Genomic DNA, 18423 nt, shown 5'->3' with positions numbered 1-18423 from the left:
TTTCCCTGCGCCCGAATACGGTGATAACCCTTGAAACTGGATATCCTGGTCTTTCGCGGTTGCCCCACCGAGGAAATTTTCTTCAGTTCGCAGTAATAGTTTTGCATTGTCCGAAAAGGCATCCCCGCCAGAATATCCGACTTGTTTCGGACAACTCCTGGGGATTCCTGATGGTAAAAATAAACCTGCAGACACGTTATCGGCTTGGGGCCATCACGCTTTGTCTGCTTGCCGCTGGCTGCACAGACTTTAGTTCTCGCTCTGAACCCATGAGCAGGCTTCAGGGCTCTCCCCGTGTTCAGGATCTTTATCAAAACCGTTCCCCTGAAGTTGTTCGATACGATCGTTACATACTTGCGAGTACGCGACCTGTAGATGCTCAGCGTGACCCACTGAATCAGATTATCGATATCAGGATGCCTTTGCAGATGGTGAATACCATTGGGGAAGGTATGCGATACGTGATGCTTGAATCAGGTTATTCACTGTGTTCAGGCGAACCGGGTGTATTCTCTGAATTGTTCGTTAAACCATTACCGGCTGTGCAGCGTTCAATAGGACCTGTGAAGCTTGGAGATGCTTTACAAATCCTCGCCGGGCCTGCCTGGCGTATGCGCGTAGATGACCTGAATCGAGAAATTTGTTTTGTTCTGCGTGATGAATATCGACATCTTGCCCTCTCAACAACAGGTCCCTTGCAGGCGAGTGTAGCAAGTCATGGAACAGGGAAATCTGCTTCTACAGGCACACTACTTAACAGTTCTAAGGGACTTTCTGGTACTGGAAATAATAGCTATCCGTTGCCTCCGGCTCGGCCAGAAAGTTCCATTTTGTCACCAGGGACACCAAAAGTTACCTCTCAAGCTGTTTCCCCTTTATCTGTTGCAACGACAGCAAAAACACCTCGTAACCCGTTCTCTGCCAGCGAGCCTGGGGAAAAATCTACGGTTCCGGTGCAGAAAACACAGGCAGGTCCCGCAGCTAAGTTAACATCTGGCAAGGTAAAACCATCAACAGAGTTGGCTCCTGCGCCTGCGCCGTCAGCATTGTCAGTTGCGTCAACACCTCTGAATAAAGCTGCACTTGGTGTGCCTTTAACTCCATCTGGTGCAGTGAAACCAGGTGGAACGGTTCAGAACAGTAATCCACCGTCCACTGTCATCTCTCCTACTGCTCCGGTCAGCGGAAAAACTGTTTTCACTCCGGGAGCATTGCTTTCCTCGTTACCAGACGGACAGGCCTGGACCGCGCAGGCAGGCACTACGTTAAAAGAGACTCTGATCCAATGGGCTACATCGGTTCGCTGTGAGAGTGGCAGTAGTCCTACCTGGGTAGTTATCTGGCCAACGCCTGTGAACTACCGCATCGATGTACCATTTACGCTGCGCGGTAATTTCGAGTCGATTATCGTGCAGCTGTTTAGGTTATATCGCCCTGCAGAAAAACCCCTCTATGCAGCACCAAATCGTCTTCAGTGCCTGGTATTCGTGGACGATAAGCCGATTCAGGACGGGAAATGATATGGGATATGCGCTGCCAGTTTTCGCGCTTTGTCTTGTCATCATCTTGATAGCCGGTGATGCACAGCACCACTCATCAGAGCATGTACGGCTTGCGCTGCAGCAGACTCAGCCTGAACAGCTTGCAGCAGACATGCTTCGGACTGCTGATGTCGTAAATAATTGGCGTCACGGGCGGTCCATAACAGATGGCCCCGTATCAACCGCACTGACTGGAATGCTGCCGTTACCAGACAGTCGCATCAAAAGCATTATTCAGAACGGTCGCCTGTGGATCTGGGTACCTGAAACAGACGGTGTTTATGCCGCGTTGCGCGCCCGCTCAGTGACTTCTGCGCTTGCCCTGACCGTAAGCGGCGGTCATCTGCGGATGGCGGATGGCACTGATATGAACCTGTCTCTGCCGTCCGGTGTGACGGAAGGCAGCATTGTTTATCTTAACTAACAGAATCAGGGAGCTGCGGATGCCGCGTATACCTTTCTGCCTGACAGTACTTACCGCTGCGTTTGTGCTGTCATCATGTTCGCTGAATGAAATCAGCAAAATAGACAAGGAAGCCGTTGGGCAGGCCGATACGGCTCAGCGAGTGTTGCAGAGTCGTCAGTCCATATCACAACCAACTGTTGTCTGGATGGATAAGCCCTGGGTAAACCTGCAGCCAGTCACGCCGGTGGTCTCCACTCCGGACGAAAAGAATCTGCCTCCCTGTCAGATAACGATTAATCGTCCTGACGGCATTTCACTGCCTGAGCTGGGACAGCGCATCACTGCGCTATGTGGTATACGAGTCTCCATCACACCAGATGCATTTGCTGCGCTGAGCAACGTGAGTACCGGCAGCGTGGTAACTTCTCAGATGAGTGGTCAACTGCCGGCGCCGGATGACAATGGTCGGGTTCCCCTGGCACAGATGGGGGCTACGTCAGCTCAGCCCGTCTCCGTTCAGCCATCACCGGCGCTCATGCGTGGCCTTAAATTCCAGGGAGATGTTCGTGATCTGCTCGATGTCGAAGCCAGCGGGTACGGGCTGTCATGGCGCAGTGACGGAAACGGAGTTTATTTTTATCGACAGGATACCCGCACTTTTCAGCTCGTTATCCTGAATACGAAAGTAAACAGTAGCGCATCAATTAACTCCGGCTCTGGCAATCAGCTGGGCAGCGGTGGCGGCACATCGGGGGGGACGAGCGGAGACATTAGCTCTAATCAGAAGACCGATTATGGCATGAACAGCGACCTGTACGACGACATTCGTAAAACCATCGAGCAGATGCTGACGCCAAAATCTGGTCGTTTCTGGCTTTCAGCAGCTACTGGCACGTTGAGTGTTACTGACACACCGGACGTTCTGGATCGTATTGGTCGTTACATTGAGTATCAGAATAAGGTTCTAAGCAGGCAGGTCCAGCTCAACATACAGATTGTCAGCGTCAACCAGACGCGTAATGAGCAACTGGGTCTTGACTGGGGGCTCGTATACAAATCCCTGCACAATTTTGGCGCCACTCTGACCGGTTCAATGGCCAATGCTTCGACTTCAGCAGGCAGTGCCGGCATTTCGATTCTCGACACGGCAACAGGCAATGCCGCCAAATTTTCCGGCTCCAGCCTGCTGATTAAAGCGCTTTCCGAGCAGGGCAACGTCAGCATGGCGCTGAACCAGACCGACCCAACAGCAAATCTGACGCCGGTAGCTTATCAGCTCTCAAACCAACAGGGCGTTCTGACAAGTTCCAGTTCAACTGCAACAGCTAACGTCGGGGTTACTTCCTCACAGACCGTAACCACAATCACCACCGGTTTGTTCATGACCATGCTGCCGTTCATCCAGGAAAACGGTGACGTGCAACTGCAGTTCGCTTTTAGCTATACCAGTCCACCGCAGATAGAGAAATTTATCAGTAGGGACGGGAATACCCGTAACGATATACCGAATACCTCGACACAGGGGCTGGCACGTAAAGTTAACCTGCGCTCAGGCCAGACACTGGTATTAACCGGATCTGAGCAACAGAACCTTTCTGCAAACAAGCAGGGAACATTCACACCCGACAACTTTATCCTGGGCGGTGGCCAGAACGGTACGCGCGGTCGTAACACGCTCGTGATTATGATCACCCCTGTTCTGCTGAGGTAATCCATGTCATCAAAGAAAAAATCTTCACTCCGTAGCGGCATTCGAGTCACCCACCACCGTCGCGACTGGATGGCAGGACTTCATTGGGAGCAGCAGCGGAGCGCACTGTTAACGCGATTCCGGGGAAAAGCCTCACCTGACACGCATGTAGTAGTTGCCGGCAGGCGTAACGCATCAATGATGGGGGTCGTTTCCCCCGGGCGTGTGCGACGGAGCCCTTACTCTCTTGCAGTAGCATTCCTGCTGTCTGAAGGGGGAAATACATGGGGGATATACCGTCTCAGCCACAACGAAGATCTCTGGGTTTTCTTTGCAGCCAGCGGTGGGCAACTTTCTGTCATGGGTGATGTGACCGGTTCACGCGCGAAGATAGAATCAGCAGCAGAAAACTTCCTGCGTTTTAACGATGCTGATACACCGGGTCTGCGCTGTGCTGCAACCGCAGATGATAATTGTGATGCAACCTCGCTCACTGACAGGCTGAACCGTTCGCAACTGAAGCGTTGCCGCCTGGGTAAGCGCCTGACGACGATGTCTCTCATTATGCCTGCTGCGCTTATTACACTCGTGGCAGCAGCAGGAATTTACTGGTACGACGACGTTCAGCAAAAAGCGGAACAGGCTGCTGCAATGGCAGAGTTTCGCGCCCGAATGGCGATGTCTGCTGATAAGCCAGCTGCGCCAGCCCGAGCGCCGCATCCGTGGGCCTCTCAGCCACCAGTTTCGCTTTTACTTGGTAATTGCTGGCTGACACGCGAACCACTTTTCGCCTCGGTGGCTGGCTGGCGCTTTACGGACGGTGAATGTGTCCCTGAAGGCCTGCGCTTGCGTTACCTCGCCACACCTGGTGCGACGGTGGAGGATTTCTCCCACCGCGCAAGGGTGCTTCTTGGGCATTCTGCTGTTTTCAACCTTCAGGAAGGAGGTAAAAACGGCGACGTATTCATTCCCTTCCGGAAATACAGCGTAAGTGAGTATACCGACGAGGCCTTGCCTGGCGCGGATGCCCAACTGATACGTTTCATTTCGCACCTGCAGCGCCGCAACCTGGAAGTCAAGTTCAGTGAAGTGAAACCGCCAGCGGTCGCGCCAGGACAAGAGAAAACCATGCCCGTACAGGACTGGCGCGAATTCACTTTTACTGTCAGCTCGCGTTTGCAGCCTGAACGTCTGCTGCAGGATTTTGATGCGACCGGGCTCCGCCTGAACAGCGTGTCAATCACCATGAGCCCGCAGGGGCAGTTCGACTACACCATGAAGGGGAGCATTTATGCGCAGAATTAATCCCGCGGGAACGGGCCTGCTGCTGTCCGCTCTGTTCTGCGGGCAGGCAGTGGCAACCGTAACCAGTGATGCGCTTCCGCCGAACGTTACGCTTGGCGAACTTGAAGCAGCTCAGGCGCGCAACCTCATTCTGGAGCAGAAAGTGCAGACGGCGCGTCTGGAGCAGCAGCTGCGTGAAAGCCAGTCCGGACAGAGTACTGACAGGAATTATCTGTCTACTGCCGCCCAGCCTGCCATGCCGCTTATGGCGCAGCCAGCTCCTTCACAACAGACTGCCAGTGCAGTCGGTGAAAAGCGGACCGGTGGTGTGCGCCTTCAGGAGATTTACGGCCGTGGCTCGCAGTTGCGTGCACGCATTGTTCTGCCGGATGGCGGAGTCACAGAAGTAGCAAAAGGCGATCAGCTTCCCGGAACCTCAAAGCGGGTCACGGAGGTTACCTCCACGATCGTACGCCTCAGCGACAATTCTGAACTTTCATTTTGAGGTGATGATGTCTTCTGATAAAGAAATCATGGATTTTGTCTTTGCCGAGCAGCATCCGTCTGGAGGGGTTACGCTACTCATCGACGGCAACCGGCGAAAAGACCCTGGCATACAGCGCTGGGTTATGGATGTCACCCGGACATGGGCTGATGCAAAAACTGAGTTTGTTACACTCAGCGAACTGAACCGGCGGCGTGAAGTGGCAGAACGTCAGGGCCGTGGGCTTAACCAGGGTGTGAGCGAGGCGGATCTAAGTAACCGTGACGTCAGTGTGTCGCAGGATAAGGTCATCAGCTATATGAGGCTGGGTAACGACTTTAATGCCTCTGATATTCATATGGAAATAAGCGGTGATCGCAAGATTTGCATCGTTCAGTTGCGTATTCACGGCGAGCTGGAGGTGGTGGATGAAGTGAAAGATGTGGAGGGTATGACGCTGGCCTCCACATCTTATCTTTCCATGTGCGACGTGCGCGAGCAGTCATTCTTTGCCGGTCGTGAGCAGTCAGGGCGCATCGATGCAAAGTTCGCCCGCCGCGCCGGCCTCTATGGCGCCCGCTACGAACACCGTCCTACTCCGGATGGGCTGATAGTGGTCATGCGTCTGATCCCGGATGACGGGGACAATATACCGACGCTGCCGCAACTGGGTTTTTTGCCTGAGCAGATTAAGCTCATCCTGCAGATCCTGCGTATGCCGGAAGGCATGACGCTGCTGACCGGGCCTACTGGTTCAGGGAAGAGCGCCACGTTGCGCGTGTTCAGTGATATCTGGCTGAAACTGACCGGCGGTAAAAAGCGCCTGCTCACGCTGGAAAACCCGCCCGAGGGGCGTATTCCGGGTGGTATTCAGACCCCCGTTATGCCGGAAGACAATTCACCGGAGGCCATCAGCCGCGCCTGGAGTAACGGAAACGCCTCTGCACTTCGTCTCGATCCGGATGCCATCCTGAACGGTGAGATCCGTGACCTGTATTCCCTTCTCGCCGCCATTTTCGCCAGTGAAACCGGCCACCTGGTGCTGTCGACCCTGCACACCCAGAGCCCTATCGGCTCCCTGCGTCGTATGGAGCATTTCGGTATTGATCGCCACCTTCTGGCGGATGCTGCACTCATCACTGGCCTGATTGGCCAGCGTCTGGTGCCGCTGTTGTGTGAACACTGCCGGGTACCGTGGGAAGTCAAAGTCCCTGAGCTTGATGAAGAAACCCGCGCGCGTCTCGAAAAATATTGTTCTGTCGCGGGCTTGTGCGAACCGAAAAATCTCTTCTTCCGCAACTATGAGGGATGTGAACACTGCCGGAAAACGGTACCACTGACCGGACGCATTATCAGTCGTGGCGTTACAGGGCGAACAGCTATTGCCGAAGTTGTCCGGACAGATGCTCGCCTGATGCAACTTTGGCTTTCACATGGGCCTTCAGTTGCCAGAAAGTACTGGGTAAACCAGGGTGGGATTACTCGCCGCATGCATCTGTTGCGTTATCTGGCAGAGGGTCTTGTTGATCCGCTGGAAGGCGATCTCATCTGTCCGCTGGATGAGGATGACATCATGGATTGTGAGGTGCCTGATGGAAAGTGACAGCCATTTTTATCCATCCCGGGAAATGTCGTTCCCTGAAAGGATTCGCTACCGGCTTGTCAGAGCCACTTTTACTGGGAAATACCGCCAGCCATTTTACGAAACGCTGCGCTTTCTTCTTGAAAACCGTAAGGCCCTGAAAGACGCGCTGACCATGATCGGCGATGTACATACTGATTTTGGCAGGCGCTGGCATCCTTATTATGAACTTGTTCAGGACTGCATCGAGGGTGTGAACGACAACCGTCCTGGCCGCGCGCTGCAGGATGTTCTGGCTGCCTGGGCACCTTACGAAGAGGCCGCGCTTATCAGCGCCGGGATGGAAACCGGTAATATTCCTGCCGCGCTGATGCAGGCTGATAAGTTGATTGTTGCCCGTCGGCGAATTCTTGGGCAGGTAATTTTTGCCTCAGTATTTCCTGCCGCGCTTGCCATCCTGAGTACGGGGCTACTACTGGCCAACAATCTCGCACTTGTTCCCACCATGAGCAAAATGTCCGATCCAGCTCGCTGGACCGGTGCACTCGGGTTTATGAATGGAGTAGCGAAGTGGAGTTCCGAGTGGGGTGTTGCTTCTGCCGCTACAGCCGCAGGGCTTGTGCTGCTGTCTTTCTGGTCGCTGCCCCGCTGGCGCGGCCGTCTCAGGCGCTGTGCTGACTGGTTACTACCATGGTCTGTTTATAAAGACCTGCAGGGAGCTGTATTTCTTATGAATATTGGCGCGCTTCTTGGTTCGGGTGTCCAGGAACTCAAAGCTTTGCAGATCCTTAACGGTTTTGCACCGCCCTGGCTGCAGGAACGCATCGAGGCCGCGATGGAGTGCATGAGTGAAGGCGATTCACTTGGCAGAGCTCTGCGTAACAGCGGATATGATTTTCCGAGCCGTGAGGCTGTGAACTATCTCTCTCTTCTGGATAAGGGGGATGGTGCTGCTTCGCTCATCACCAATTATGCGGACCGCTGGCTGGAGCAGGCGCTCGCGCGCGTCGCGCGTCGGGCGAATGCCACCAAACTCTTTTCTCTCGTTCTGATTATGAGTTTCTTCTTACTCATCCTGATGATGGTGATGCAGATTCAGGACATGAACACTTTCAACTTACATTAAGGAACCGCCATGTCAGCTCAGACATTACCACATCGCCAACATCAGCCTGACCGGGGCTGGGGCATTCTTGAACACGGTACCATTGCGATCGGGACGATTATCGTACTGGCTCTGGTTGGTGCTCTGGTCTGGAGTCTTTGGGGGAAAAAGTCCGTTGCCGTTGAGGTTTCAAATCTCCAGACCGTCGTGACAAACGCGCAGTCGCTTAAGCAGGCGCAGGGGGGATATAACTTTACGAGCGGTACAACTATGACGGGAACGCTTATCCAGCAGGGGGGCGCACCAAAGGCTGGCTGGACTATCCAGGGAACAGCCAGTTCCGGTACCGCTACGATGTGGAACGGTTATGGTGGTCAGGTCGTTCTGGCTCCTGTGGCATCGAATGGATTTAACAATGGATTTTCAGTTACAACGCAGAAAGTTCCGCAGGCAGACTGCATCTCTATCACTACACAGCTCGGTTCCGGTGGAGCATTCAGTGCTATCACCATTAACAGTACTGATTACAGTGACGGTCTGGTCAGTGCAGAAGAGGCAGGCAAAACCTGCTCATCAGACAGCGGAATGACAGGTAACAATACACTGGTCTTCACCCATAACGGCTGATGACATGCTGCGCCTGTCCGCTTTTCTGCTGCTGATTTTGGTTTGCCCACGGGTGGATGCATTCTGCTTTGAATCGGCGGGCGCTAAATACCACATTGACCCGCTACTGGTTAAGGCAATAGCCATAGGTGAAAGCAGCCTGCGACCGGATGTCACAAATATTAATCGTGACAAAAAGACCGGGCAGGCACTCAGTACCGATTATGGACTGATGCAGGTCAATTCATCGCATATCGCTTCGCTGATAGCGCAGGGTTACATTCGCAGCTCACAGGACCTCCTGAACCGTCCGTGCCTCAACGTTCAGATAGGTACCTGGATACTGGCGAAGCATTTTCAGGTATGCGGCATAAGCTGGAACTGTCTTGGCTCTTATAACGCAGGTTTTCGTAAGGACCGGCATGAAACTCGCGAGTCCTATGCCAACCGGATTTATGCCATTTATCGTCGGCTTTTACTTAATGAACGGGGAATAAAACTGTGACACTGCTGACGCTGAGTATGCCCTGGCCAACTGTCATTATCATTTTTCCTCTATGCCTCAGCTTATTCAGTTTTATGAGGAGCCTGGTTCGTCTCAGCCTGATGATATTGGATGATGATCAGGAATGGTTTGCTGTTTTTTTCGCCCCTGCATCCACCGGCTTCATCTGGCTTTACGCTACAGCGGCAACTGGCATGATGCTGTCCCCTGTGCCGCTACTGGAGCGACTGATGTCTCTGTTGTTCTGCCTCTTTCTTTTCAGGTTGACGCTTACCGATGCGTTCACAGGATTTCTGCCCCGAGAATTGACGATAAGGTGTCTTATTGCCGGTCTTGTTTCCGCTCTTATCGCTCCCGGCTTTATAGGGCACTTCCTCACAGCTACCACTGCGCTGGTGATTTTTGGCGTCTGGCGTTATGTCACCTTTAGGATTCATGCCCGTGAGTGTCTGGGGCTTGGCGATGTCTGGTTGGCCGGTGCTATTGCGGCCTGGTTGGGAGGGCGAGAGGGGCTTTATGCTCTGCTGATCGGCGTGGTGCTCTTTGTGCTCTGGCAGATATCTGTTCGTCGCATAACTGAAGGAGGGCCGATGGGACCCTGGCTGTGCGCCGGCGCGATTTCTGTGACCCTGTTTAAATTGTATCAACCGCTTATTACATGGTGATGCCTGTGTTCACATATAAAACGACTGACCGGGGCTGGGCTATCCTCAGCACTGGTGCTTCATTGATTATTCTCCTGGTGGTCAGCGTCTGGGGCTTTACCCTTATCAGTGACTGGATGCAAAAACGGACCTGGCTGAATACCGCGTCACAGGTATCTCGCTTCACACAAGCTGTGAAGAGCTACACTGGCCGTTATTACGATACTTTGCTTTCAAGTGCCACCACCACGACCCCGGTTACGGTTACACCAGCTATGCTGAAAAACACCGGATTTCTGGAGCAGGGGTTCAGCGAGACGACAGTAGACGGACAGGCTTACCTGGCTGCTGTTGTTCGTAATGCCACTAATACAGATCAGCTGCAGGCACTGGTTTACACTCAAAACGGCGCGGCACTGCCTTTTCTCGCACTGCGCCAGATATCAATGGATATCACCTCTGGTATGGGCGGCTATATATGGACATCAGGAACTGCTACCGGCGCTATGGGCAGCTGGACTATTCCTCTTTCACAGTTTGGGATAAGTACAACTCAGGGACATATTGCGGCTTTACTGACCACAGATGAACTGGGCGCTGCTCGCGGTGAAAATGATCGCCTTTATCGTTTTTCGGTAACCGGCAAGCCAGACCTCAACACGATGCATACCAGTATTGATATGGGAGGTAACAATCTTAATAACGCAGGCACGATTAATGCCGTAACGGGTAATTTCAGTGGCGATGTGGCGGCCACTGGAAATATAACTGCGAATGGAACTGTTACAGGACAGAATGTTACTGCCGGTTCAAACGTCACCGCAGGAAATACAATAACGGCTAACAACGACATACGTTCAAATAATGGCTGGTTCATAACTCGAGGGAGTAAGGGATGGCTAAATGAAACGTATGGCGGCGGTTTTTATATGTCAGATAATGACTGGGTTAGAGTCATAAATAATAAGAATATTTATACAAGCGGTCAGGTTCGTGGTGGAAGTGTGCGGGCTGATGGAAGACTTTCTACAGGAGAAGTTTTGCAGCTCGACGGAGTCAATACTGCTGGCGCAGTTTGTTCACCAAACGGCCTTGTAAGCCGCGACGCCACTGGAGCCATACTTTCCTGTCAATCCGGTGCGTGGACTGGAGCCGGAAAAATCAATAATTCTTCCTGTAAATGGGTTTCCGCTCCAAATGCCAATGATGACATTGGCGGTTATAAAACGACTTCATGCCCTGCGGGATGGATAGTTCAATCTGTCCGTTGGTTTCAGATTCCATCCTATGTTGATGATGAGCATGTCGATGCGTTTTGCTGCCCATTTAGCTAACTGTCAATCCGGTGCGTGGCGAGGACATGAAAATTCTACTGTTCACCCAGGATATATTGACTATGGTTCACATGTAGAAATGTTCGGAACCATATACGGTATAGGCGACGATAGCTGTGTCAACAGCGGATTTCCGGTACCGGTAAGCCAAGTTCTATCGCTTACAGGAAGTGTATCTGATCTTAGTTCTCTAGCTAATGCTGGAGTAACCTCTGCTTACTTTACTGTCACAAATGGAAGCGAATTTCGCGTTTGCGTAAAAAACAAAGATTCAAGCCGCAGCAACAACATTGCGTGGCGTGCATTAGCAATTAAATAAACCTGTCAATCCGGTGCGTGGAGATCGGGCCAGGTCAAGTTCACCACACAGGTCTATAACATCGGACAAAATGTTATTGATCAGTATATCGGAATACATGCGTACTGCTCCTGGACATATCTTTTCAGCGCCCCGTTGGGAGGAACTCAAAAGGTCTATAGCGACGGGAACAATGGCTGGAGAGTCACCAATACCCCTTATAATGGATACCAAACTGGCTCTTCGGTTTCGGTTACTTGTCTTAACCTTCCGGGGGCGGGAATTTGACTGTCAATCCGGTGTGTGGAAATCATTCCAAAACAAGTTCTCGATACAGGCTTTCGATGTGGGGAAAAATGTCACTAACAGTGATATTGGAATCCATGCTTATTGCTCATGGACGAACTTAAATGGTTCACCTTTTGGTGGATTTCAGAAGGTATATGCAGATAGTTCAAATCGCTGGTTTGTTACCAATACGCGATGGGGTGATTACGAATCAGGAGGGACAATCACTGTCACTTGCTTAAATCTACCTGGTGCCGGAATTTGACTGTCAATCCGGTGTGTGGGCAGCCGCATCAAAAATCAAAATGCAAACCGTTTTTGGCGAAACCACCTGCGCCAACAACGCAGTTGCATCTGCTTATTGTCCGTCCGGTACAGTGGCTATAGGTGGTTCTTACGCTTTAAAAAGTTGGTCTGATGGTTCCAACCATAACTCACCCGATTCAATGGCTCTTGATCCTGTAAATGACCGGTTTTACATCGTTTTACCGAACAATTCAAAAGGTGCTGCGTGCTTCCAGGCTATAGCAAACTGCGCCACTAATTAGACGCCAAATCCGGTGTGTAGTGAACTCAATAGCTTTGATGTGCCTGCGCACACGCCGGATGGAAATCAGTCTACTGCGCATTTCTTCAGTACGATTCTGACGGTATAGCTCCCATAGATTATGAGTATATAGCAAGGCTAAAACTCCCTGGAGAGCATCCATAAGAGGGTAACGGGCTAGACATAACAGTGAAGGAAGAGCCTGCCGGTACGATAAAATTAATCGTACCCGACTTACTCCAGCTTGAATTAGCTGTACCTGCGGCGGTGATAACGCGCCCATCAACACTACCTGACAAAGCCCATGTGTTTCTGCAATTGTCACCATCCTCGACGTGCCGGTTCACTGTGGATACTCCCCCAGATGCATATACTGTCATGGGCTTACCGGTGGTATTGATAGCTGTGTAAGCTGACACAAATGAGCCAAGTGAAGAATAATTCCCGCTGTAGTTTCCGCCAGATACCCACACACCGGATTGACAGGTTAATTACTGGCACATATAGCGAACACAGTTAGGTTCTCTCCCGGACATGCTGCGCTCCAAGAATTTCCATTCGGATTTGACCATTTAAGTCGCTCCTTACTATTCGGGTTACATTGAGCTCCTCCTCCGGTCAGTTTCTCGTTACTGGCACAGCTAACTGATATCACGTCATACCCAGTATTAATCCTTGTGGTAGCCTTGAAATTGCTTCCTGCCCACACACCGGATTGACAGTTAGTTAACTGAACAATAAGCGACCGCGCGGAGACACTGGCCGCCGCTATTTCCCCCCCCAGTTATTATCTGCCAAGTAGTTTCGTTTACCGGCTGACTTGAATCAGGGGCGTTTCTCCCATCATTCCCTGTCCATCCAGATAAAGTCCAGCCGCCAGAAATGACTCTTAAACCATTAGGGCAAATAGCTTGAGATACTCCGTGTTCACCACATGCACTGTTTCCATAAATGCGCTGAAATGCTCCTAAGTTAGAGTTTTTCCACACACCGGATTGACAGTCAGTTGTCAGAAACACACGGCAACGCAATTTGCTTGCCCATTACCAACCTTTGGAGCCGACAACGTCCATGTGCCATTTGCGTTTCTAACCAAAACGCACGCTCGGTAATTGTTGTAATCGAATCGCGCCTGAGACAATGCACAATATTTATGTTGCCCAATATTACGTGATTGACCGGAGCTGATATCAGGAGAGAAGAACAAATCACCGATTTCAGCATTGCCTTGCCACACACCGGATTGACAGTGGTATGTGATATATTTCTAATCTTTTTAGGAATATGCGATGCAACTCAGACAGCGAATTAAGAAAATGGAGCTGGGTGTAGCTCTTGATAAATATTACGGTTGTGCATCTGTGCAAAAGCGGGGCCATCTACAGGAGTTTTATCGGATAAATGTTATAAAGCGTTCAGCTCTTGCCAGGCGATACATGCATGAGATTACTTCGGTTGATATTGCAGAATACCGTGATCAGCGACTCTCTGAAGTAAGTGGTAAAACGGGGCGAACTAATAGCCCTGCAAGTGTCCGACTTGAACTTGCGTTGCTATCTGCCCTTTATAACCTTGCTCGAATTGAATGGGGAACATGTACTCATAACCCTGTTGAGCATGTACGAAAACCACCGGCCTCCAAAGGGCGAACCCGAAGATTGACATCTCAGGAGGAGCGAAAGATTGGCAGGGCGCTGGCAAAACGAAATATCGAGTTGGCAGCCATTTTTCATTTGGCCCTTGAAACGGCTATGCGTCAGGGGGAGATCCTCTCACTTCGCTGGGAGAATATAGACCTGCACATTGGCATCGCTCATTTGCCTCTCACTAAAAATGGGAGCGTACGGGATGTTCCGTTGTCGTTTAAAGCAAGAAAAGTATTAAGAGAGTATTCCGGCCCTCTATCCGGACCTGTTTTCAGTTATACATCCAATGGGTTTAAAAGCGCCTGGCGAGAAGTTATACAGGCTTTAGGCATTGTCGATTTGCATTTTCATGATCTACGACACGAAGCTATAAGCCGTCTCTTTGAGCTCGGAACACTGAATGTTATGGAAATTGCAGCGATATCAGGACACAAGAGCCTGACGATGCTAAAACGCTATACCCACCTTCGTGCGACGCAGCTGGTTAGTAAACTTGATATACGTAAACGACAGGCGCAGAAACTGGCGGCGATCTTTGTTCCGTATCCTGCTGAACTTGAGAGCAGCAATAACGGTATTGTTTTACGCTTCCCTGATCTTGAACATCCTTCACTTGAAGCGCAAACAAAGGAAGACGTTATCCAGAAAGCCTCTTTTGAGCTTCTCAGAATTCAGGCTCTTGCTGCTCGTTCTGGAGAACGACTCCCTCCACCAGGCAATATCAAAGCTAATGACCCAACTCGTGTGCTCATTAATCCGCTCTGAAATTTTGCGAACCCTGGATTCAAACACATCTAAAACAAGGACGTTTTTAGACAGCGCTATTATGATAGTGGCCTTTCCAGATGATCCCCTCCGGCCTGGTTTCCCCGCCGAAAAAAACTTCAGAAATGGCAGATGAGTTAATCATCGCCATAGAATGACGTTTTTTGCACCTTATGGCTGTTCTGCGCAGCTATAAGGATTTTGAAATGTCAGTCAGTCAAGTCGTCCCGGAAGAAGTTATACCTGAAAATCCAGAGGTTACTTCTTCGAAAGTTGTGCCTGCTGAGCCAGAGGCTCGCCGGTTGGTTCCCATTAACCTGAAAAAAATAGTCCGGATTGGAGGTCTGGGATTCCTCATTGTTTCTCTTGTTGGTTCTGTGGCCACGATTGTGATCATGGCACAGCAAATCTCTGACCTGAGTATTCGGGTGAACTCCCTGGATGCCGCTTTTCGCAGCGGTCAGATGAGCCAGTTGTCTGGTTCGGTTACTTCGCTCGAAGCTCAAAGCCGGAAACACGAGAAGCAGCTCGAGTCTGTCTCATCAGGGCTTGAATCAGTACAAAACCAGTTAGCTGATTTCCAAGGGGAACATTCAAAATTAACAGTAAGCATTAACAAACTTTCCTCAGAAGCCCTGGCGCGGCGTACCGCGATAGACGAACACTCTGAACGTATTGATGACATTAACTCACGGTTGTCACAGGTTGAATCGCGAGTTGCCGGGCTGAGCAAAGCTGAAAGCAACACTTCTCAGAAAGAATCGAAGCAGAACCAGCAACCAGTCACTAAGAGCAAAACACCTTCAAAATCCGGGACAGGCCAGATCGTAAAAAAGCCTGAGCGGTCAGTCAGGCGCGCAGCTGTTGAAGCACCGTTTGTACTGACCGGCATTGAGCGGCGCGGCGGGCAGATGTTCGCAGTCGTCATCCCCCGTGGAAATTCCCAAATATCAGATATGCGGTTGCTTTCACCGGGAGACGGGATGCTGGGGTGGACGCTTCGTTCTATCCAGGACAGTGGTACCGCTGTTTTCAGCGTGAACGGTGCCCAACAGAGTTTACAGGTTCAATAAGAGACCAGACATATGAAGCATCAGATGAGAAGAATTTTGATGGCAGGTGTACTTTCCTTGCCGCTGTGTGTGGCGGCATCAACAGTTACCACTCAATCGAATCAGAGTCAGCAAGCATCCCTGCAGGCATCATCAGCAAACCAGGTTCAGACGCAGCAACAGGGGCAACAATGGGGGCTTTCAGATGAGGACTGGAGTCGCTATCAGTCGTTGATGAAAGGAGCCAGAGGCATTATGTCCCCTGGTCTTGATCCTCTCACTGCCCTGGGCGTCGAGACAGATAATTCATCTGAGCGCCGTCGGCTGGCTGAATTGTGGGTAAAACACGAATACGCCCGTACCGAGAAAGAACTCGCATTTCAACGAGAAATAAACACTGCCTGGCTTCGTCTTTATCCTGAAACATTGGCCGTGAATATGGGGAATGCCGCGGGTATCGCTCATGACACACAAGGAAGACTGGCGTTATTTGTCAAAGAGTCATGTTCACGCTGTGATGCCCGGCTTGCTGCTGTTATCGCCGACAACAGACCGGTAGATATTTACCTTGTCGGAAATGACGTGAGCGACGAAAAAATCAGATCATGGGCAATAAGCCATGGCATACCAGTCGAAAAAGTGCGTAATCGGCAAATTACCCTAAATCATGATCGCGGTTTGTGGCAGCGCTATGGGCAAGGTCAGATGCCAGTTATTTTGCAGCAGGGAGAAGAGGGATGGCAAATTGCCGCGTTCTGAAACTGGCTTGCTGTTTATGGTTTGTCAGCACTGGTTGCCTGGCGGTCGTGAATGTAAATAGCAGTGTTCAGGTAGTCCCGCAGGCTTATCGGGTCATTGCTGCTGCCGAGCGCGTTCCGGCAGAATCGCTTTACTCGCTGGCGATGGCCGAAAGCACCCGTAAAACCGCATGGGGGTCTAAACCATGGCCCTGGACTATTAATGTAGCAGGGAAAGGATACCACTTTGAAACCCGCGAGGAGGCCTTTGCGGCACTTCTTGGATTTATGCAGCGCTACCCTCTCAAGCGTATCGATGTCGGTGTAGCTCAGGTCAATCTTGGGTGGAACGGGCATCTTTTCCCATCCTTTCGTGATGCTTTTGATCCCTACACAAATCTTCGTGCAGCGGCCCGAATTCTCCGTGCCTGCTATGACGCTCAGCCTGGAAGCTGGATTAAAGCTGCTGGCTGTTATCACCACCCGGCCGGTGGTAAGCCGGCAGCAAAATATATGGCTATCGTACGCCGCAAGCTAAGTCAGATCGCACCTGATATTAAGGTCCCTGAAGGGGAGCCGGTTGCTCTGGCCAGTCACTCATTAACCTGGGTTGAACCTCAATGAAAAAAAATATCGATAAATATTTCAATGGCATCTTTTGTGTATCACTGCTTACAGCAGCGTTTAGTTGTTTTGCTTCGCTGACAGTGGTCGGGGATCTGGGCGGGGAGTCAACCAGACCATTATTCGAGGCGATTAATTCAGGTGAAGAGTCGCATTTATCCGATGTTTCCTCCTTGCCTGGACCTCCGTCATCGCTGTCTATTTCCGATATGTTGCCCGTTAATACACCTGAAATGACACCCGGAAAGGTGACGTCACGCCCACTGCAGTTACCCGGTTTGCCTCCTGTTTTTGTGATTGGCGATGATGATATTTCCCGAGCCTGGTTGCGGCAGCGTGGTGCTGAACTGAAAGGGATGGGTGCCACAGGAATGGTAGTGAATGTTACGACTGAAAGTGCGCTCAACACGCTTAGAGGACTCTTGCCAGGTACTGAGATGGTCCCTGTCCGCGGCGGTGATTTGGCACAGCGATTGAAACTGACGCATTACCCTGTCCTGATTACCGCTGATGGATTAGCGCAATGACCACCGTGGTTTTCATATTATTGGCTTTCATTTCACTCACAGCTTTTTGGCTGCGGTGTAATACAAGAAGTGCCCGTGTCCGCAGACATCAGCGCAATCGACAGACGGCTAACAGGGTGTTGCTAAAACTGCCTGAGCTGAAAGCGGGGCAGCAGGTTTTATATTTACGGAAGATTAATCCCTATGTTTTCGAGGAGATGATTCTGACCGCCATAGAGCGGCGAGGAATACCGGTCAGGCGTAATCCGAGTTACAGCGGTGATGGTGGTATTGATGGTCAGTTCTGGATTGGTCAGGAAAGGTGGCTTGTCCAGGCTAAACGATTTGCCAGTGCTGTTCGTCCTGAACATGTCCGTCAGTTTGGTGAGTTAGTCCGACAAGAAAAATGCAGAGGTCTGTTCGTACACACAGGACGAACAGGTTTTATCAGTTTTAAGTATTTCAGTGATTACCCGGAAATTTTGCTCATAAGCGGGTCTTCCCTTTTGCTACTGCTGTCTGGTGAATCCGTTGAACATGTTCTCCGGCCATTAAAAAAGAGGCAATACAGATGAAGTTTTTCACATCAAAATTACCGTTTATTGGTTCGGTGTGGCTTTTGGTTTCTTTCCGGATTTTCATATTCCGGTCTGTAATGATTTCTTTGCTGATGTTTGGGTTATTTCTTTTCTTTTATTTATTTCATGCCGTATTCCGCAAGGCCACAGATTCTGTTCGTTTATTCCTCAAACTCAATGGTAAAACTTTTGCTCCGTTCC

At 50.9% G+C, this 18423-nt stretch carries 17 protein-coding genes; all 17 read left to right on the top strand.

Annotated elements, in window-relative coordinates:
- Positions 1-170: 170 nt before the first annotated feature.
- The 17 genes from ACMWLG_RS20785 (at position 171) to ACMWLG_RS20705 (ending at position 18219) form a co-directional block, all read left to right on the top strand.
- Positions 171-1520: a TcpQ domain-containing protein gene (locus ACMWLG_RS20785; RefSeq protein WP_046497092.1), complete on the top strand. Its 1350-nt coding sequence runs from the start codon at positions 171-173 to the stop codon at positions 1518-1520.
- A 1-nt stretch (position 1521) separates the two neighbouring features.
- On the top strand, positions 1522-1965 hold the full coding sequence (pilM, locus tag ACMWLG_RS20780) for a type IV pilus biogenesis protein PilM (protein WP_046497095.1): 444 nt from the start codon (positions 1522-1524) through the stop codon (positions 1963-1965).
- A 19-nt stretch (positions 1966-1984) separates the two neighbouring features.
- A complete protein-coding gene (locus ACMWLG_RS20775) occupies positions 1985-3658 on the top strand; it encodes a PilN family type IVB pilus formation outer membrane protein (RefSeq protein ID WP_046497099.1) in 1674 nt (557 codons plus the stop codon).
- Positions 3659-3661: 3 nt separating this feature from the next.
- The gene (pilO2, locus tag ACMWLG_RS20770) at positions 3662-4942 is read left to right on the top strand and encodes a type 4b pilus protein PilO2 (protein ID WP_181899699.1); all 1281 of its coding nucleotides are present in this window, start codon (positions 3662-3664) and stop codon (positions 4940-4942) included.
- Positions 4929-5426, top strand: a complete 498-nt coding sequence (pilP, locus tag ACMWLG_RS20765) for a type IV pilus biogenesis protein PilP (protein WP_001252747.1) — start codon at positions 4929-4931, stop codon at positions 5424-5426. The genes pilO2 and pilP overlap by 14 nt, the downstream gene beginning before the upstream one ends.
- A 7-nt stretch (positions 5427-5433) precedes the next feature.
- On the top strand, positions 5434-7008 hold the full coding sequence (locus ACMWLG_RS20760) for a GspE/PulE family protein (protein WP_046497107.1): 1575 nt from the start codon (positions 5434-5436) through the stop codon (positions 7006-7008).
- A complete protein-coding gene (locus ACMWLG_RS20755; protein WP_032676566.1) occupies positions 6998-8113 on the top strand; it encodes a type II secretion system F family protein in 1116 nt (371 codons plus the stop codon). Before ACMWLG_RS20760 ends, ACMWLG_RS20755 begins: the two co-directional genes overlap by 11 nt.
- Positions 8114-8122: 9 nt before the next feature.
- The gene (locus tag ACMWLG_RS20750; RefSeq protein WP_038162015.1) at positions 8123-8719 is read left to right on the top strand and encodes a type 4 pilus major pilin; all 597 of its coding nucleotides are present in this window, start codon (positions 8123-8125) and stop codon (positions 8717-8719) included.
- A 4-nt stretch (positions 8720-8723) separates the two neighbouring features.
- Positions 8724-9203 carry a lytic transglycosylase domain-containing protein gene (locus ACMWLG_RS20745; protein ID WP_032676569.1) on the top strand — a complete coding sequence of 160 codons (480 nt, stop codon included), beginning with the start codon at positions 8724-8726 and terminating at the stop codon, positions 9201-9203.
- Entirely contained in the window at positions 9200-9868 is a 669-nt protein-coding gene (locus ACMWLG_RS20740; RefSeq protein WP_000173819.1) for an A24 family peptidase, read from the top strand. The genes ACMWLG_RS20745 and ACMWLG_RS20740 overlap by 4 nt, the downstream gene beginning before the upstream one ends.
- 5 nt (positions 9869-9873) lie before the next feature.
- Positions 9874-11181 (top strand): shufflon system plasmid conjugative transfer pilus tip adhesin PilV, encoded by a 1308-nt coding sequence (gene pilV / locus ACMWLG_RS20735; protein ID WP_414763025.1) that lies wholly within the window; start codon positions 9874-9876, stop codon positions 11179-11181.
- Positions 11182-13603: 2422 nt separating this feature from the next.
- A complete protein-coding gene (locus ACMWLG_RS20730; protein WP_032676573.1) occupies positions 13604-14725 on the top strand; it encodes a site-specific integrase in 1122 nt (373 codons plus the stop codon).
- 206 nt (positions 14726-14931) lie between these two features.
- A complete protein-coding gene (locus tag ACMWLG_RS20725) occupies positions 14932-15798 on the top strand; it encodes a plasmid transfer protein (RefSeq protein WP_231533107.1) in 867 nt (288 codons plus the stop codon).
- A gap of 24 nt (positions 15799-15822) precedes the next feature.
- The gene (locus ACMWLG_RS20720; RefSeq protein WP_231533108.1) at positions 15823-16536 is read left to right on the top strand and encodes a TIGR03759 family integrating conjugative element protein; all 714 of its coding nucleotides are present in this window, start codon (positions 15823-15825) and stop codon (positions 16534-16536) included.
- Positions 16515-17138: a transglycosylase SLT domain-containing protein gene (locus ACMWLG_RS20715; protein WP_231533110.1), complete on the top strand. Its 624-nt coding sequence runs from the start codon at positions 16515-16517 to the stop codon at positions 17136-17138. The genes ACMWLG_RS20720 and ACMWLG_RS20715 overlap by 22 nt, the downstream gene beginning before the upstream one ends.
- The gene (locus tag ACMWLG_RS20710) at positions 17135-17665 is read left to right on the top strand and encodes an integrating conjugative element protein (protein WP_231533111.1); all 531 of its coding nucleotides are present in this window, start codon (positions 17135-17137) and stop codon (positions 17663-17665) included. Before ACMWLG_RS20715 ends, ACMWLG_RS20710 begins: the two co-directional genes overlap by 4 nt.
- The gene (locus ACMWLG_RS20705; protein ID WP_000214485.1) at positions 17662-18219 is read left to right on the top strand and encodes a restriction endonuclease; all 558 of its coding nucleotides are present in this window, start codon (positions 17662-17664) and stop codon (positions 18217-18219) included. Before ACMWLG_RS20710 ends, ACMWLG_RS20705 begins: the two co-directional genes overlap by 4 nt.
- The last annotated feature ends 204 nt before the right edge of the window (positions 18220-18423 follow it).

This window comes from Enterobacter sp. 01-M-02-SI-ECC (assembly GCF_047530595.1).
Taxonomy (GTDB): Bacteria; Pseudomonadota; Gammaproteobacteria; order Enterobacterales; family Enterobacteriaceae; genus Enterobacter; species Enterobacter cloacae_M.
Note: the sequence above shows the minus strand (reverse complement) of the source record. Positions and strands in the feature narration are given on the sequence as shown.

Excerpts from the sequence above, each read along its gene's own strand:
- ACMWLG_RS20705 (WP_000214485.1), top strand. The coding sequence starts at position 17,662 with ATGACCACCGTGGTTTTCATATTATTGGCTTTCATTTCACTCACAGCT.
- ACMWLG_RS20785 (WP_046497092.1), top strand. The coding sequence starts at position 171 with ATGGTAAAAATAAACCTGCAGACACGTTATCGGCTTGGGGCCATCACG.
- ACMWLG_RS20750 (WP_038162015.1), top strand. The coding sequence starts at position 8,123 with ATGTCAGCTCAGACATTACCACATCGCCAACATCAGCCTGACCGGGGC.
- pilM (WP_046497095.1), top strand. The coding sequence starts at position 1,522 with ATGGGATATGCGCTGCCAGTTTTCGCGCTTTGTCTTGTCATCATCTTG.
- ACMWLG_RS20710 (WP_231533111.1), top strand. The coding sequence starts at position 17,135 with ATGAAAAAAAATATCGATAAATATTTCAATGGCATCTTTTGTGTATCA.
- ACMWLG_RS20760 (WP_046497107.1), top strand. The coding sequence starts at position 5,434 with ATGTCTTCTGATAAAGAAATCATGGATTTTGTCTTTGCCGAGCAGCAT.
- ACMWLG_RS20730 (WP_032676573.1), top strand. The coding sequence starts at position 13,604 with ATGCAACTCAGACAGCGAATTAAGAAAATGGAGCTGGGTGTAGCTCTT.
- pilO2 (WP_181899699.1), top strand. The coding sequence starts at position 3,662 with ATGTCATCAAAGAAAAAATCTTCACTCCGTAGCGGCATTCGAGTCACC.
- ACMWLG_RS20715 (WP_231533110.1), top strand. The coding sequence starts at position 16,515 with ATGGCAAATTGCCGCGTTCTGAAACTGGCTTGCTGTTTATGGTTTGTC.
- ACMWLG_RS20725 (WP_231533107.1), top strand. The coding sequence starts at position 14,932 with ATGTCAGTCAGTCAAGTCGTCCCGGAAGAAGTTATACCTGAAAATCCA.
- pilP (WP_001252747.1), top strand. The coding sequence starts at position 4,929 with ATGCGCAGAATTAATCCCGCGGGAACGGGCCTGCTGCTGTCCGCTCTG.
- ACMWLG_RS20755 (WP_032676566.1), top strand. The coding sequence starts at position 6,998 with ATGGAAAGTGACAGCCATTTTTATCCATCCCGGGAAATGTCGTTCCCT.
- ACMWLG_RS20720 (WP_231533108.1), top strand. The coding sequence starts at position 15,823 with ATGAGAAGAATTTTGATGGCAGGTGTACTTTCCTTGCCGCTGTGTGTG.
- ACMWLG_RS20745 (WP_032676569.1), top strand. The coding sequence starts at position 8,724 with ATGCTGCGCCTGTCCGCTTTTCTGCTGCTGATTTTGGTTTGCCCACGG.
- ACMWLG_RS20775 (WP_046497099.1), top strand. The coding sequence starts at position 1,985 with ATGCCGCGTATACCTTTCTGCCTGACAGTACTTACCGCTGCGTTTGTG.